This is a genomic window from Kocuria oxytropis (genome assembly GCF_040981195.1).
GTDB lineage: Bacteria > Actinomycetota > Actinomycetes > Actinomycetales > Micrococcaceae > Kocuria > Kocuria oxytropis.
In genome coordinates this window covers 14856-29956 of the sequence record NZ_JAVFXA010000015.1, presented here as the reverse complement: position 1 = coordinate 29956, position 15101 = coordinate 14856, and the positions used below count along the sequence as shown (strand labels likewise).

The 15101-nt window shown below is 74.6% G+C and carries 13 protein-coding genes and 1 riboswitch; of the genes, 6 read left to right on the top strand and 7 right to left on the bottom strand.

Annotated features, from left to right (window positions below; genetic code table 11):
- Nucleotides 1-128 precede the first annotated feature (128 nt).
- Nucleotides 129-1322: a glycosyltransferase gene (locus QYM41_RS14470; protein ID WP_368800510.1), complete on the top strand. Its 1194-nt coding sequence runs from the start codon at nt 129-131 to the stop codon at nt 1320-1322.
- 155 nt (nt 1323-1477) lie between these two features.
- Nucleotides 1478-1624 (top strand): hypothetical protein, encoded by a 147-nt coding sequence (locus QYM41_RS14465; protein ID WP_368800478.1) that lies wholly within the window; start codon nt 1478-1480, stop codon nt 1622-1624.
- 31 nt (nt 1625-1655) lie between these two features.
- On the opposite strand, the gene QYM41_RS14460 is transcribed toward QYM41_RS14465, so the two are convergent.
- Genes QYM41_RS14460 through QYM41_RS14450 form a run of 3 tightly spaced genes read right to left on the bottom strand, consistent with a single transcriptional unit; the run spans nt 1656 to nt 5349 of the window.
- On the bottom strand, nt 1656-3125 hold the full coding sequence (locus QYM41_RS14460; RefSeq protein WP_368800477.1) for a dihydrolipoamide acetyltransferase family protein: 1470 nt from the start codon (nt 3123-3125) through the stop codon (nt 1656-1658).
- A 2-nt stretch (nt 3126-3127) separates the two neighbouring features.
- The gene (locus QYM41_RS14455) at nt 3128-4177 is read right to left on the bottom strand and encodes an alpha-ketoacid dehydrogenase subunit beta (protein WP_368800476.1); all 1050 of its coding nucleotides are present in this window, start codon (nt 4175-4177) and stop codon (nt 3128-3130) included.
- Entirely contained in the window at nt 4174-5349 is a 1176-nt protein-coding gene (locus QYM41_RS14450) for a thiamine pyrophosphate-dependent dehydrogenase E1 component subunit alpha (protein ID WP_368800475.1), read from the bottom strand. Before QYM41_RS14450 ends, QYM41_RS14455 begins: the two co-directional genes overlap by 4 nt.
- A 241-nt stretch (nt 5350-5590) precedes the next feature.
- Here QYM41_RS14450 and QYM41_RS14445 point away from each other — a divergent pair, with 241 nt between their 5' ends.
- The 3 genes from QYM41_RS14445 (at nt 5591) to QYM41_RS14435 (ending at nt 8806) form a co-directional block, all read left to right on the top strand.
- Nucleotides 5591-6043: an Lrp/AsnC family transcriptional regulator gene (locus QYM41_RS14445; protein WP_368800474.1), complete on the top strand. Its 453-nt coding sequence runs from the start codon at nt 5591-5593 to the stop codon at nt 6041-6043.
- Nucleotides 6044-6135: 92 nt separating this feature from the next.
- Nucleotides 6136-6255, top strand: a riboswitch (SAM riboswitch).
- A 38-nt stretch (nt 6256-6293) separates the two neighbouring features.
- Nucleotides 6294-7610, top strand: coding sequence for an O-acetylhomoserine aminocarboxypropyltransferase/cysteine synthase family protein (locus tag QYM41_RS14440; RefSeq protein ID WP_368800473.1), 1317 nt, complete (start codon nt 6294-6296; stop codon nt 7608-7610).
- Between the two features lie 8 nt (nt 7611-7618).
- Nucleotides 7619-8806 (top strand): cystathionine gamma-synthase, encoded by a 1188-nt coding sequence (locus QYM41_RS14435; RefSeq protein ID WP_368800472.1) that lies wholly within the window; start codon nt 7619-7621, stop codon nt 8804-8806.
- Between the two features lie 37 nt (nt 8807-8843).
- Here QYM41_RS14435 and QYM41_RS14430 read toward each other — a convergent pair whose 3' ends face one another.
- A complete protein-coding gene (locus QYM41_RS14430) occupies nt 8844-9971 on the bottom strand; it encodes a tellurite resistance/C4-dicarboxylate transporter family protein (protein WP_368800471.1) in 1128 nt (375 codons plus the stop codon).
- Nucleotides 9972-10165: 194 nt separating this feature from the next.
- Between QYM41_RS14430 and QYM41_RS14425 the strand changes: the two genes are divergently transcribed.
- Nucleotides 10166-11065, top strand: a complete 900-nt coding sequence (locus QYM41_RS14425) for a sulfurtransferase (protein ID WP_368800470.1) — start codon at nt 10166-10168, stop codon at nt 11063-11065.
- Here QYM41_RS14425 and QYM41_RS14420 read toward each other — a convergent pair.
- The 3 genes from QYM41_RS14420 to QYM41_RS14410 all read right to left on the bottom strand — a co-directional run bounded on the left by QYM41_RS14420 (nt 11031) and on the right by QYM41_RS14410 (nt 15016).
- The gene (locus tag QYM41_RS14420; RefSeq protein WP_368800469.1) at nt 11031-12617 is read right to left on the bottom strand and encodes an SDR family oxidoreductase; all 1587 of its coding nucleotides are present in this window, start codon (nt 12615-12617) and stop codon (nt 11031-11033) included. The genes QYM41_RS14425 and QYM41_RS14420 overlap by 35 nt on opposite strands.
- Nucleotides 12618-12796: 179 nt before the next feature.
- A complete protein-coding gene (locus QYM41_RS14415) occupies nt 12797-13912 on the bottom strand; it encodes a fatty acid desaturase family protein (protein ID WP_368800468.1) in 1116 nt (371 codons plus the stop codon).
- A 51-nt stretch (nt 13913-13963) separates the two neighbouring features.
- Nucleotides 13964-15016 (bottom strand): ferredoxin reductase, encoded by a 1053-nt coding sequence (locus QYM41_RS14410; protein ID WP_368800467.1) that lies wholly within the window; start codon nt 15014-15016, stop codon nt 13964-13966.
- Between the last annotated feature and the right edge of the window lie 85 nt (nt 15017-15101).

The following is a 15101-nucleotide window of genomic DNA, read 5'->3' as shown; positions in this document are numbered from 1 at the left end:
CGGAGGACGGATGACCGGGGAGCTCCCGGGTGCCTCCCACCCTACGTGGGTTCCGCGGCCGGTGGGCGGGGAGGCGGGGCGCTCCGTTCGTCCCCGGGCCGGCCGCGGGGCAGACTGTGGGGGTGCGCATGATGCTGCTGACCTCCGGAACCCGCGGCGACGTGGAGCCCTTCGCCGCCCTGGCGCGCTACGCCGCGGCCCGCGGACACCGGGTCCGGCTCGGGGTCCCGGAGAACTCCGGGGCCGACCTCGCCGGGCTCGACACCGTGGGCCTGGACGTCGACTTCCACCGGCTGCTGCGGCCCCCCGGGCGCTCGCCGCGGGCGGCGGTGCGCCACGTCCGCTCCGAGGTCGGCCCGGGGATGCGCAGGATGTTCTCCGCGGCGGTGCGGGAGACCCTCGCCTTCGAGCCCGAGCTGGTGGTGCACCACCCGCTGGTCCTCACGGCACCGGCCGTGGCGGGCGCCCTCGCCGTCCCCCGCGTGCTGGCCGAGTTCGTGCCCGTGGCGACGCCCACGCGGGAGTTCCCGGCCCCGGGCGGGCCGACGGTCTCCACGGACCTCGGCCGGTTCAACCGCACGACCTACGCGGTCCCCCGCAGCGGGGCGCTGCTGTTCCGCCGCGACGTCGAGCGCGCGTGCCGGCAGCTGTCCGGCGGCCGGGCGCCCGCGCCCGCCCCGGCGTCCCGCGCCACCCTGATGGGGATCAGCCCCCAGCTGCTGCCCCGGCCCGCCGACTGGCCGGCCACCGTGCACCTGACGGGCTCCTGGCACGCCGCCGCGGACCCCGGCGCCGCCGACCCCGCGGTGCTCGGGTTCGTGCGGGGCGGGCCCTGCCTGGTGGCGACCTTCGGGTCGATGGCGGCGGGGGACCCGGCGGCCCGGGCCCGGACGGTGGTGGACAGCGCGCGCGCCCACGGCCTGCGGAGCCTCCTGGTCACGGGCTGGGGCGGGCTGGCCCTGCCGGCGTCCGCCCGGGGGGAGGACGTGCTCGAGGTGCCGGCCGCGCCGCTGGACGCGGTGCTGCCGGAGGCGGTCCTGGCGGTCCACCACGGCGGGGCCGGGACCGTGCACGCCGTGGCCCGCGCGGGCGTGCCGTCCGTGGTGGTGCCCTTCATCGCCGACCAGCCCTTCTGGGGCCGGCAGCTGCACCGGCTGGGCCTCGCCCCGGCCCCGGTGCCGCGCCGCTCGCTCACGGGGCGGACCCTGGGCCCGGCGGTGGGCGAGGCCCTCGCGCGCCGGGAGCGGGCGCAGCAGGTGGGGGACGCGATGCGGGCCGAGCAGGGGCTCCGCAGCGCCCTCGACGTCCTCACCGGACTCTGACCGCCCACCGGGTCCCGCGCCGCGCCGGCCCGATCCATCGCCTCCGCTGACCGGTCAGCACCGGAAATCGTCGCTTATCGGCACGGACCGGGCCCGTGATACTGGAAGGACCGGCCGGCGCCCCGTCCGGCCCCAGCTCCCCGGAGGACAGCACCATGACCGTCGACCTGCTCCCGCCCCGCGTCACGCCGGACGTGGCCCCGGACACCACGACCCCGGCCCGGGACCTCCGGGCCGGGAGCCGCGGGTGGGCCGAGGTCGAGCAGAACTGCCCGTACTGCGCGGGACCCGAGACCGACTGAGCGGCGCACCGCCCCGGCCGTGACGGCCGGCTCAGAGGTCCGCGAGCACCGACATCGGGTCCTCCACGGCGTCGGCCACCATGCGCAGGAAGCCGCCGGCCGTTCCGCCGTCGCACACCCGGTGGTCGAAGGCGAGGGAGAGCTGGGTGACCTTGCGGACGGCCAGCTGCCCGTCCACCACCCACGGGCGGTCGATGATCCGCCCGATCCCCAGGATCGCGACCTCCGGGTGGTTGATGATCGCCGCGGCCCCGTCCGTGCCGAACACGCCGTAGTTGTTGAGGGTGAACGTGGAGCCGGACAGCTCGGCCGGGCCGGCCTTCCCGGAGCGTGCGAGCTCCGTGAGCCGCCGGAGCTCGGCGTCCAGGCCGCGGGCGCTCAGGGTGTGCGCGCCGCGGATGTTCGGCACCACGAGCCCGCGGTCGGTCTGCGCCGCGAAGCCCAGGTTCACGCCGTCGAAGCGCACGATCTCCTGGCTGCCGTCCTCGAGGGTCTCGATCCGGGTGGCGAGCTCCGGGTGGCGGGCCAGGCCGGCGAGCACGAAGCGTGCGATCAGGGCCATCAGTCCCGGCGCCCGCTCGGGGTCGCGGGCCTTGAGCCGGGTGCGCAGCGCCACCAGCTCCGTGGTGTCCACGTCCACCCAGACGGTGGCCTCCGGGATCTCCCGGCGGGAGCGGGTCATGGCCTGCCCGATGGCCTTGCGGATGCCGGAGACCGGCAGCCGCTCGGCCACCCCCAGACCGGTGCGGGCGTCCACGGCGGAGGGCCCCGCCGGGGCGGACGCCGCCGACGACGGGGCGGCGGTCCCCCGCAGGGTCGGTGCCGGCTCCGCGGGCACGTCCGCGGCGGCCACGACGTCGCGGCGCAGGATGAGCCCGCCGGGGCCGGTGCCGCGCACGGTGGAGATGTCGATCCCGCGGTCCTTGGCGAGCTTGCGCACGATCGGCGAGACGACCGTGGGCGCCAGGCGCGGGGCGGAGGCCATCGCGTCGTGGGCGGCGTCCGCGGCCTGCGCCGGCGCGGCGGCCGGCACGGCGGTGGTCGCGGGCGTCCGGCCGTCGGCGGAACCGGCCCGCTTCGGACGCCGCCGGCGTCCGGGCGCCCCGCCGGCGGGCGTGCCGTAGCCGATGAGCACGCTGCCCGAGCCGGTGTCGTCGTCGGAGGCCCCGGCGGCGGGGTCCGCCCCGGCGCGCTCCTCCTCCCGGTAGGACTGCCCGCCCTTCGGGCCGCCGCCCTGCGGGGCGGGGGTGCCCTCCCGGTCCGCGGTGTCGACGGAGATGAGCGGGGCGCCGACGTCGAGGGTCTGCCCGGAGGCGCCGTGCAGCTCGTGCACGGTCCCCGCGAAGGGGCAGGGCACCTCCACGGCGGACTTCGCGGTCTCCACCTCGGCGATCGGCTGGTCGACGGCGACGGTGTCGCCCACCCGGACGAGCCAGCTCACGAGCTCGGCCTCGGTCAGTCCCTCGCCGAGATCCGGCAGGGTGAACGTCTTCACGGTCATGGTCAGTCCTCCCACTGCAGGTCGTCCACGGCGTCGAGGATGCGGTCGACGCTCGGCAGGTAGTACTCCTCGAGCTTGGGCGCCGGGTACGGGATGTCGAACCCGGTCACGCGGCGCACGGGCGCGGCCAGGGAGTGGAAGCAGCGCTCCTGGACGCGGGCGACGATCTCGGCCGCCACGGACGCGAAGCCCGGCGCCTCGGCCACGACCACTACGCGCCCGGTCCGGCGCACCGACTCGCCGACCGTGACGTCGTCGAACGGGACGATGCTGCGCAGGTCCACGACCTCGAGCGAGCGCCCTTCGGCGGCGGCGGCCGCCGCGGCCGCCAGGGCGGTCGGCACCGACGGCCCGTAGGCCAGCAGCGTGGCGTCCTCGCCGGGGCGGGCGACCACGGCGCGGCCCTCCCGGCGCTCGGGCGCCCGGTTCTCGTAGCGGTCCCTCAGCTCGGCCAGGTCCACGGGGGACTTCGACCAGTAGAGCTTCTTGGGCTCGAAGAACACGACCGGGTCGTCGGAGTCGATCGCCTCCCGCAGCATGAGGTAGGCGTCCTCGACGGTGGCGGGGGTGAAGACCTTCAGGCCCGGCGTGTGGGCGTAGTAGGCCTCCGAGGAGTCGCAGTGGTGCTCCACGCCGCCGATGCCGCCGGCATAGGGGATGCGGATGACGATCGGCAGGCGCACGGCGCCGCGGGTGCGGTTGTGCATCTTCGCGATGTGCGAGGCGACCTGCTCGAAGGCGGGGTAGGCGAAGGCGTCGAACTGCATCTCGATCACCGGGCGCATCCGGTTCATCGCCATGCCCACGGCCATGCCGGCGATCCCGGACTCGGCCAGCGGGGTGTCGAAGCAGCGGGTGCGGCCGAAGCGCCGCGTCAGCCCGTCGGTGATCCGGAAGACGCCGCCGAGGGTGCCGACGTCCTCGCCGAAGACCACGACGGCGTCGTCGGCTGCCAGGGCGTCGGCCAGGGCGGTGTTGAGCGCCTGGGCGAAGGTCGCGGGCTTGACCGCCGGGGCGTCGCCGGCCGGGGCGGGGGCGTGCAGGGTGCTCACTGTCCGGTCTCCTCTCGGGCGAGCTCGGCGGCCAGGAACTGCTCCTGCTCGGCGAGCTGCGGGGTCTGCTCGGTGTAGACGTGGCGGAACAGCTCGAGCGGGTCGATCTCCACCTCGGCGTTCATGCCGTCGCGCAGGGCCGTGGCGACGTCCTCGGCGGACGCGGCGATGCGCTGCTCCGCCGCGTCGTCGAGCACGCCCTCCGCGGTGAGCCAGGCCCGCATCCGGGTCACCGGGTCCTTGGCGATCCACTCCTGCACCTCGGCGTCGTCCCGGTAGCGGGTGGCGTCGTCGGCGTTGGTGTGCGCCTGCATCCGGTAGGTGTGCGCCTCGACGAGCAGGGGCTCGGACTCGGAGCGCGCCAGGTCCACGGCACGGCGCAGGGTGGCGAGCAGGGCCACGAGGTCGTTGCCGTCCACCCGCTCGCCGGCCATGCCGTAGCCGACCGCCTTGTGCGCGAGGCTCGGGGCGGCGGACTGCTGGGACAGGGGCACGGAGATCGCGTAGCCGTTGTTCTGCACGAAGAACACGACCGGCAGCTTGAACACGGCCGCGAAGTTCAGGGCCTCGTGGAAGTCGCCCTCGCTGGTGGCGCCGTCGCCGCACATCGCCAGGACCACGGTGTCCTCCCCGCGCAGCTTCGCGGCGTGGGCCACGCCCACCGCGTGCAGCAGCTGGGTGGTCAGCGGCGTGGACTGGATGCCCACGCGGTGCTCGTAGGGGTCGTAGCCGCTGTGCCACTCGCCGCGGAAGATGGCCATGACCTGCATCGGGTCCACGCCCTTGGTCATCACGGCCACGGTGTCCCGGTAGGTGGGGAACAGCCAGTCGCCCTCCTCGAGGCACAGGGCGGCGGCCACCTGGCAGGCCTCCTGGCCGTGGCTGGACGGGTAGACGGCCATGCGGCCCTGGCGGACCAGGGCGGAGTTCTGGTCGTTGACCCGCCGCCCGACCACGAGCTTCTCGTAGGCCTCGAGCAGGACGTCCCGGGCGGGCAGCGGGTACTCGTGGCCGGGGCCGGTGCCCTGCTCCTCGGGGGCGAGCAGCCGCCCGTCCGGGGCGACCATGCGGATCTCGCCGCGGGCCGGGAGCATGTACTGCTCCGGCGTGATGCCGAAGGTCTGGGAGGCCCGGAGGATCGGGTCCTCGGGGGTCTCGACGGTCTGGCTCATGGTGTCCCCTCGGTCGGTCCCCGGCCCGGTCACGGGTCCGGGGAGGCGGGAAGGCTGGTGCAACGATGTCTCCCCAGTATGGGAACAGGACCCGGTTCGTATCCACAGAACGGGGAAAGAGCAGAAGAGTGGAGCGAGAAGTGCAGACTGCGTGGACGGAATGGTCTAGTGTGGCGTGGCGCACACACATTCGTCCGGCGCCTCCCGGGCCCCGCGACCGACCCCACCGAAGGAGCCCGCCGTGCCCTCGACCCCCGTGTCCCTCGACGAGACCGACCGGAAGATCCTCGCGGAGCTCTCCCGGGACGCGCGGCAGTCGGTGACCGCGATCGCCGCCGCCGTGCACGTCTCCCGCGCCCACGCCTACGCCCGGATCAACCGGCTCCGGGACGAGGGCGTGATCCTGCGCTTCAGCACCGTGATCGACCCCGTCCGGGCGGGGCTGCAGGCCTCGGCGTACGTGACGCTCAAGCTCCAGCAGAACACCTGGCGGGAGCTGTGCGCCCAGCTCCGGGCGATTCCCGCCGTGCACCACATCGCCCTGGTGGGCGGCAACTTCGACGTCATGCTGCTCGTGCGGGCCGTGGACACCGTGCACCTGCGGCAGGTCATCTTCGAGCACATCCAGCAGCTGCCCGGGGTGGTGGACACCCAGACCTTCCTGGTCTTCGAGGACATCGACACCCGGGCCTGACCCGGGGGCCCGGCCGGCGTCATGTTCCGTCACGGTCGTCATGTTCCGTCGCGGCGGGACAGCCACTACCTCTGCGCATAGTGTGGGCCCAGCTTCACGAGACGTGACCGCGAAGCTCCGACTGGGTCACGCACCAACCCCATGCTCATCGGGTGGTTCGGATGAAGAAGCGGCCTGCATCCTCCGCGGCGCCCCTCCGGCGACCACGGCCGTCCGGTGCGGGTAAGAGCAAGGCACAGGAGCAAGCGCCATGTCCGTCCCCGTGACCGATCACGACCTCGCCACCCGGCAGATCCACGCCGGCACCCACGACCAGCTCGCCCAGCGCACCCTCACGGTCCCGATCTACCAGTCCGCGGCGTACGAGTTCCCCGACTACGAGGCCGCGCGGCAGATGTTCGCCCAGACCCGGCCGGGCTTCACCTACACCCGCACGGGCAACCCGACGGTCGCGGTGCTCGAGCAGCGGATCAGCGACCTCGAGGGCGGCGTGGGCGCCGTGGCGACCGGCTCCGGGCAGTCCGCCGTGGCGGTGGCGCTGCTCGCCCTGCTCGGCCAGGGCGCCGGCAAGCACCTCGTGGCCTCCGAGAAGCTCTACGGCGGGACGGTGGACCTGCTCACCGACTCGTTCGCCGACTGCGGCATCGAGGTCACGTTCACGGACCCCACGACGCCGGGGGCGTGGGCGGCGGCCGTGCGCCCCGACACCCGGGCGTTCCTGCTCGAGTCCATCGGCAACCCGCTGGCCACCCTCCCGGACCTGCCCGGGATCGCCGACGTCGCCCGGGCGGCCGGGGTGCCCGTCGTCGTCGACAACACCCTCGCCTCCCCGGCCCTGTACCGGCCCCTCGAGAAGGGCGCCGACATCGTGGTGCACTCCGCCACCAAGTTCCTCGGCGGGCACGGCAACGCGCTCGCCGGGGCGGTCGTGGACGGCGGGACCTTCGACTGGTCCGCGCGGCCGGGCAGGTGGCCGCAGTTCACGCAGGCCCGCGCCCGCTGGGGCGGGCTGAGCCTGGCCGAGAAGTGCGCCGGGGCGAGCCCCTACCTGCACCTGGTCCGGGCCAAGTACGTGCACGACCTCGGCACCACGCTCTCCCCGTTCAACGCCGCCCAGATCCTGCAGGGCACCGAGACCCTCGAGCTGCGGGTGGCCCGGCACACGGCCTCCGCCCTCGCGGTGGCCGAGTTCCTGACCGGACACCCCGCCGTCGCCCGCGTCCACCACCCCGGCGTGCCCGGGGACCCCGGCGCGGGGATCGCGGCCCGGGACTTCCCCCGCGGCACCGGCTCCGTGTTCTCCTTCGACCTCGCCGCCCCGGCCGCGGCCGTGGGACCGTTCATCGACGCGCTGCGGCTGTTCAAGCTGGTCGCCAACGTCGGGGACACCCGCAGCCTCGTGGCCCACCCCGCGGCCATGACGCACTGCCGCCTGACCCCCGAGCAGCGCCGGGCCGGCGGGATCGCCGAGACCACGATCCGGCTGTCCGTGGGCCTCGAGTCCCCGCAGGACCTCGTGGCCGACCTCGGCCAGGCCCTCGACACCGTCCAGACCACCCGGAAGTGAGCCCCGCCATGACCTCCGCCACCGAGACCCGCACCCGTCCCCGCGGGTTCACGACCACCGCCGTCCACGCCGGCCAGGAGCCGGACCCGCTGACCGGGGCGGTCATCCCGCCCATCTACCAGACCTCCACGTTCGCCCAGGACGGCATCAACGTGCTGCGCGCGGGCCACGAGTACAGCCGCGGCTCCAACCCCACCCGCAGCGGCTTCGAGGAGCAGCTCGCGGCCCTGGAGCGGGGCGAGCGCGGGTTCGCCTTCGCCTCGGGGATCGCCGCCGAGGACGCCCTGCTGCGCGCGGTCCTGCGCCCGGGCGACCACGTCGTGCTCGGGGCCGACGGATACGGCGGCACCAACCGGCTGATCACCACGGTGCTCGCCCCCTGGGAGATCACCCACACCGCGGTGGACACCACCGACCTCGACGACGTCCGCGCGGCGGTGCGTCCCGGCGCCACCCGGGTGCTGTGGCTCGAGACGCCGTCCAACCCGCTGCTCGGCATCGCCGACGTCGCGGCCTGGGCGCAGCTGGCCCGGGACGCCGGGGCGCTGCTCGTCGTCGACAACACCTTCGCGTCCCCGTACCTGCAGAACCCCCTGGAGCTCGGCGCGCACGCCGTGGTGCACTCCACCACCAAGTACATCGGCGGGCACTCCGACGTGCTCGGCGGCGCCGTGGTCGTCGGGACGGCCGAGTGGCGCGGGGCCCCGCTCGCGGAGACGGTCGGCTTCCAGCAGTTCGCCGCCGGGGCCGTGGCCGGCCCCCAGGACAGCTACCTGGCCGCCCGCGGGCTCAAGACCCTCGGGCTGCGGATGGAGCGCCACCAGGACAACGCGCAGCGGATCGCCGAGTGGCTGCTGGAGCGCCCGGAGGTGTCCCAGGTGCTCTACCCCGGCCTGCCCGGGCACCCCGGGCACGCGCTCGCGGCCGCGCAGATGCGCGGGCCCGGCGGCATGGTCTCCTTCCGGCTGACCGGCGGGGAGGCCGCGGCCCGGGCGGTGGCGGAGGGCACCCGGCTGTACTCGCTGTCCGTGAGCCTGGGCGGGGTGGAGTCCCTGATCTGCTACCCCTCCGAGATGACGCACGCCTCCGTGCGGGGCACCGCGCTGGCCGTGCCCGTGGACCTGGTGCGGCTCTCGGTGGGCATCGAGGACGTCGAGGACCAGCTCGAGGACCTCGAGCGCGCGCTTTCCGCCTGACGGTCCGGCTCCGCCCGGTCAGCCGGCACCGCGCGGCTCAGCGGGTCGTGTCCGGGTCGCCGGACCCGGCCGGGGCGCCGGCCGGGTCCGCCTCCGGCCAGGCGGGGGCAGGGCCCCGCCGGCCGAGGAGCAGCCGCCGGGCCAGGTGCGCGACCATGGCGGTGAACACCACGGCCCAGGCGCCCAGAGCCACCCACAGCCAGGCTGCCCCGACCAGCCCCACGAGCGGCAGGTCGTCCGCGCGCCCCAGGTAGATGCCGGCCACGGCGTACATCCCCAGCGGGAAGACCACGCTCCACAGCGAGGACTCGTAGCGCAGCGGGACCCCGTGCACGCGGTGGCGCCACCACCCCGCGGCCACCAGGGCAGGAATCAGCCACGTGGCGAACGCCCAGAACACCACCCCCAGACCGGCCACCAGCCCGCGGACCACCGCGACCATCGGGGTGTCGGACATCTCCACGATCCGCGAGGCCGCCAGCACCGTGATGGCGCACGCCCCCATCGCCACCCAGTAGGGCGGGGTCAGGTCGACCGGGCGCAGCGGGTAGAGCATCATCCGCAGGGTGACGAGCACTCCCGCAGCGGCGTAGAGGAACAGCCCCACGGACCAGGAGGCGACGGCGACGACGGACAGCACGTGCCGGCCGGCCTCGCTGCCGGCCACGGGGTCCAGGGCCGCGGCGGCCACGGCCACGGACTGGCTGGCCACCACCCAGATGAACCAGGTGCCGTTGGCGGTGCTGACGACGGGCCGGGTGCGCCGGGAGAGCACCGCGCTCCACGGGACCACGTAGCCCAGCACCAGCCAGACCGCGCCCGCGAGCCCGAGCAGCACGGCCGTGGCGCCGTGCCAGCCCGTCGTCGTCAGCCGGGTCGCCAGCACGTTCGTGCCGGCCACGAAGGTGAAGAAGCCGAACGCGCGCCGGGGGTCCAGGAACTCCACGACGAACTCCCGCCGGAAGGCGGCGAACCGCCAGACGGTGAGCAGGCACAGCACCGCCCAGCTCCCCGCGCACACGCCGAGCAGGGCCGCGGACAGCCCGGCGAAACCCTGCATCTGCAACCCCACCGAGAGGATGCCGCTGGCCATGACGAGGGCGAAGTACCCCGGCGCCAGGCCGCGGACACCCTCGAGGACGCGTTGTCGGAGCGAGTCGGCCACCCGCCCAGGCTACCGGGGCGCCGGTCACGGAGGGCACCGGCGGCCGGTGTCCATCGCCGCGTACCCGCCGGCCCGCGGCAGCGCTCCGCACCTCCAGGGTCCTCGACACGTCCCCCGCCGGGCACCGGATCCGAGGACCGGACGGAGCACGCCCCCGGACGACACCGCGGCGGATCCGTCCTAGTCTGGGGCGCATGGACCTCAGCAGCCGCGCCGCCGACGCCACCGCACCGCTCGAGCTCCCCGGACCCGTGGTGAGCACGCAGTGGCTGGCCGAGCACCTCCACGACCCCCGGCTCGTGCTCGTGGACGCGAGCTCCGCCCTCAACCGGACCGAGGAGGCCCTGCCCGGCGCGCTGCTCCTGGACCTGGACGGGCCCTTCTCGGACCCGGCCTCGGAGCTGCCGCACACGGCGCCCACCGCGGAGCAGCTGACCGCCGCGGCGCGCGCGCTCGGCATCTCGTGCACGAGCACGGTCGTGGCCTACGACGGCAAGGGCGTCTTCGCCTCGGCCCGCGTCTGGTGGCTGCTCCGGGGCGGGGGCTTCGAGCGCGTCGCCGTCCTCGACGGGGGCCTGCCGGCGTGGGCGGCCGAGGGGCGGCCCATTGGGACGCACGCCGCGCCGCCCGCCGAGCCCGGCGACGTGGAGCTCGTGCCCCGGCCGGGCCGGTTCGCCGGGGCGGAGGACGTCGCCCGCGCACTGGCGGACCCGTCCGCCACGGTGCTGGACGCCCGCTCCGCCGGCCGGTTCGCGGGCACCGAGCCCGAGCCGCGCCCGGGGCTGCGCCCCGGGCACATGCCGGGAGCGGTCAACCTGCCCTACACCGAGCTGCAGGACGCGCACGGGCGGCTGCTGCCGCCGGCGCAGCTGCGGGAGCGGATCGCGGCGGCCGTGCCCGAGGGGCAGCGGATCGTCACCAGCTGCGGGTCGGGCCTGACCGCCTGCGTGCTCGCGCTCGGCGCGCACCTGGCCGGCCGCGAGGACGTCGTGGTCTACGACGGCTCCTGGAGCGAGTGGGGCCGTCCCGGTCCCCGCCCCGTGGTGGGCCCGGAGGGACTCAGCCGCGGCCCGGGGTCCCCCCGGCAGGGCTGATCCGCCCGGCGGCCTGCGCCGCCGGGTCCGCCGCACCGGGCCCGTCCACCGCGTCCGGGTCCGCCGCGCCGGCGGCCGGCTCGTCCAGCGCGGCGGCGGTGGCGAGGATGTTGCGGGCCATGGACGGGAAGATGAACCCGTGGAAGGGCCACACCCCCCACCAGTACAGCCGTCCCGGCAGGCCGCGGGGGAAGAAGATGGCCCGCTGCCGGTACCGGCTGCCCTCGCCCTCCGGCTCCACGGACAGCTCGAGCCACGCCCGGCCCGGGGCGCGCATCTCCGCGTGCAGGAGCAGCTTGTGCCCCTCCTCCATGTCCTCGACGCGCCACCAGTCCACGTACTCGCCGACCTGCAGGTCGGTGGCGTCGCGGCGGCCGCGGTTCAGCCCGGCTCCGCCCACGAGCTTGTCCATCAGCCCGCGGACCTGCCACGCGAGGGGCAGGGAGTACCAGCCGTTGCGCCCGCCGATGGACTCGATGACCCGCCACACCTGCTCGGGCCGGGCCGGGCCGGTGCGGCTGCGCTCGTCCACGAACACCGTGCGCCCCGCCCACTCCGGGTCCGAGGGCAACGGGTCGGCGGCGGCCTCGGAGGAGCTGTAGTGGACGTCCCACGTGGTCTCCACGGAGTTGTCCTCGATCTTCTTCAGCGCGAGGGCCACCGCCCGGCGGTAGCCGGCCAGCCCCTCCGGGGGCTGCGGGACGTAGTCGTCGATGTCGTGCTCCCCGGACACGGCGTCGTGCTGCAGGGACTGCACGAGCGGGACGGCCAGCCCCAGCGGGATCGGGGTCACCATGCCCACCCAGAACCCGGACAGCCGGGGCGCGGGCAGGGGGAAGTGGAAGACCACCCGGCGGCGCAGCCCGGCGACCCGCGCGTAGGTGCGCATGGCGTCCGCGTAGGTCATGACGTCGCGGGAGCCGATGTCGAAGGTGCGGTTGAGCCCCTCCGGCAGGTCCATCGCGTGGATCAGGTAGTAGAGCACGTCCCGGACGGCGATGGGCTCGATGCTGTTGGTCACCCAGGACGGCGCCGGCATGACCGGCAGGGTGTCGCCCAGGTGCCGGATCATCTCGAAGGACGCCGAGCCGGAGCCGATCACCACACCGGCCTGGTACACGACCGCCGGTACGGAGCCCTCGAGCAGGATCTCGCCCACCCGCACCCGGGAGCGCATGTGCTGGGAGAGCTCCACGCCCTCGGGGTGCAGGCCGGAGAGGTAGACGATGCGCCGCACCCCGGCCCGCTCGGCGGCCCGCGCCACGGTGCGGGCCATCTCGGCCTCCTCCTCCTCGAAGTGCCGGGAACCGCCCATCGAGTGCACCAGGTAGTACAGCGTGTGCACGTCCTGGCACGCGGTGGTCATCCCGTCGAGGTCGTTGAGGTCCGTCTCGGCGACCTCCACCCCGTCCCGCCACGGGACGGAGCGCAGCTTGCCGGGGGAGCGGACGGCCACGCGCACGGCGTGCCCGGCCTCCAGCATCCGGGGCGCCAGGCGCCCTCCGATGTAACCGGTGGCTCCGGTGATGAGAACGCGCTGGGGAGAGCTCATGGCCTGCCTTTCGTGCGGGTCCCGCGAGCCTACCAACGCCGCCCGACAGGAGCCCGGCCCCGGTCCTGTCCGTGCCGCGGGCTCCGCCCCGGCACGCGCAGCCGCCCGGGTCCCGGGACGCGCAACGGCCGCGTGCCGGAGCATCGCGGCCGTTCGGCGCGTCGTCGTGCGGGGACGGATCAGGGCAGGGCCAGGCGGAACACCTTCGCCCACGCGGAGGCGACCTGCTTCGGCAGGGGCCCGGTGGTGTAGGGCAGCTCGTAGCGCTCGCAGATCTCGCGCACCTTGACGGCGACCTCGGCGTAGCGGTTCGAGGGCAGGTCCGGGAACAGGTGGTGCTCGATCTGGAAGGACAGGTTGCCCGTCATGAGGTGCATCAGCCTCGACCCGGAGATGTTGGCCGAGCCGATCATCTGCCGCACGTACCAGTCGCCGCGGGTCTCGCCCTCGATCTGGGCCTCGGTGAACGTGTCCGCCCCGGCGGGGAAGTGACCGCAGAAGATCACGGCGTGCGCCCAGATGTTCCGGGCGGCGTTGGCGGTCAGGGTCGCGGCCAGGGCATGCTTCCCGGAGCCGGCGAGGGCCGCGGCGGCGGGGGTCGCCGCGTAGTCCTTCGCGGCCTGCTTCAGGAACTTCGCGCCGAGGGCCTTCAGCCCGCGTTTGAGCTCGGACTTCGGCTTGCGGCCCTCGCGGTACTCGTCGAGCTCGAGGTCGTAGATCGCGATCCCCCACTCGAAGACCGGGGCGAGCAGCGCGTTGTAGATCGGGTTGCCGAGGTTCCGGGGAGTCCACTCCTGGTCCTCGTCCATGCGCAGGATGGTGTACCCGACGTCCCGGTCCTTGCCGACCACGTTGGTCCAGGTGTGGTGCAGGTCGTTGTGCGTGTGCTGCCACGCCCGGGACGGGGTCACGAAGTCCCACTCCCAGGTGGTGGAGTGGATGTCGGGATCACGCATCCAGTCCCACTGCCCGTGCAGCACGTTGTGGCCGATCTCCATGTTCTCCAGGATCTTGGCGACGGTCAGCATGCCGGTGCCGGCGACCCAGGCGGGCTTGTGCTTGGCGAGCAGCAGCGTGGCGCGCCCGGCCAGCTCGAGGGAGCGCTGCGTGGTGATGACGCGGCGGATGTAGGCCGCGTCCTTCGCCCCGCGGCTGGCGATCACCGACTCGCGGAGGGCGTCGAGCTCGCGGCCCAGCTCCTCGACCTGCTCGTCGGAGAGGTGGGCGGCGGCGGAGGGCTTGACCGACGCGGTGGGGCGGCCCGCGTCGAGCAGGAAGGGGGTGACGATCGTCATGGTGTCGGTCCTTTCGGAACGGGGTCGGGGAACGAGTGCGGGGCGTGCGGGTCAGGCGTCGAGGCTGACGGGACCGGCGGCCGTGGACACGCAGGTCTGGACGAGGTGGCCGGGCTCGCCGTGGACCTCACCGGTGCGGGTGTCGCGGACCTGCCCGGACAGCAGCGGGGTCACGCAGGCGTGGCAGATGCCCATCCGGCAGCCGCTGCGCATCATCAGGCCGGCGTTCTCGCCGGCGGCCAGGAGCGTGGTGGCGCTGTCGGCCTCGACCTCCGTGTCGGACTTCTCGAACGTCACGCGCCCGCCCTCCCCGCCGGAGCCGGGGGCCACCACGGCGGCGAAGCGCTCGACCCGCAGCTCGCCCTCCGCACGGTTCCAGAGCGCCTCGGCGGCGTCGAGGAACTCGGCGGGGCCGCACGCGTACGCGGCCCGCTCGCGCCAGTCGGGGCACGCGGTGTCGAGGTCGGCGGTGGACGCGAGGTCGAGGCGGCGCCCGCGCTCCCCGGTGAACCACTGCACCAGGCGGAACCCGGGGAACTGGTCGGCGAGCTCCAGCAGCTCCTCGCGGAAGAGCGAGTCCTCCGGGGAGCGCGAGGAGTGCACGAGCACCAGGTCGGCGTCCGCGCGGCGGGGCACGAGGGTGCGGATCATCGACATGACGGGGGTCAGCCCGCTGCCGGCGGTGAGCATCAGCAGCGGCCGCGGGCTCTCGGGCAGGACGAAGTCGCCCTCGGGCGGGGCGAGGAACAGGACGTCACCGGGACGGGTGCCGCGGACCAGGGCGGTGGAGACCTTGCCCATCGCCGTCACCGTGATGGCCGGGTCCTGCCCGGCGCCCGTGCTGAGCGAGTAGGAGCGCCAGTGCCGCACCCCGTCGATCTCCACGCCGATCCGGGCCCACTGGCCGGCCTCGTGCGCGTTCCAGCCGCGGCCGGGACGGAAGCGGATGGTCACGGAGTCCGCGGTCTCGGGCTGCACGGAGGTCACCAGGCCGCGCAGCTGGCGGGCGCTGGCGAGGGGGTCGACGAGCCGCAGGAAGTCCTGGGGGGAGCGCGGGGTGGTGAAGGCCGAGGCCAGGCGGGTGAACAGTCGCAATTGGGGCACCTAATCACTGTGCCCCAATTCCGGCGGCAGTTCTCGTCCTGTCGCGTACTCTTTCCCCAGAGAATTTGTGCTGTCGACATGAAAG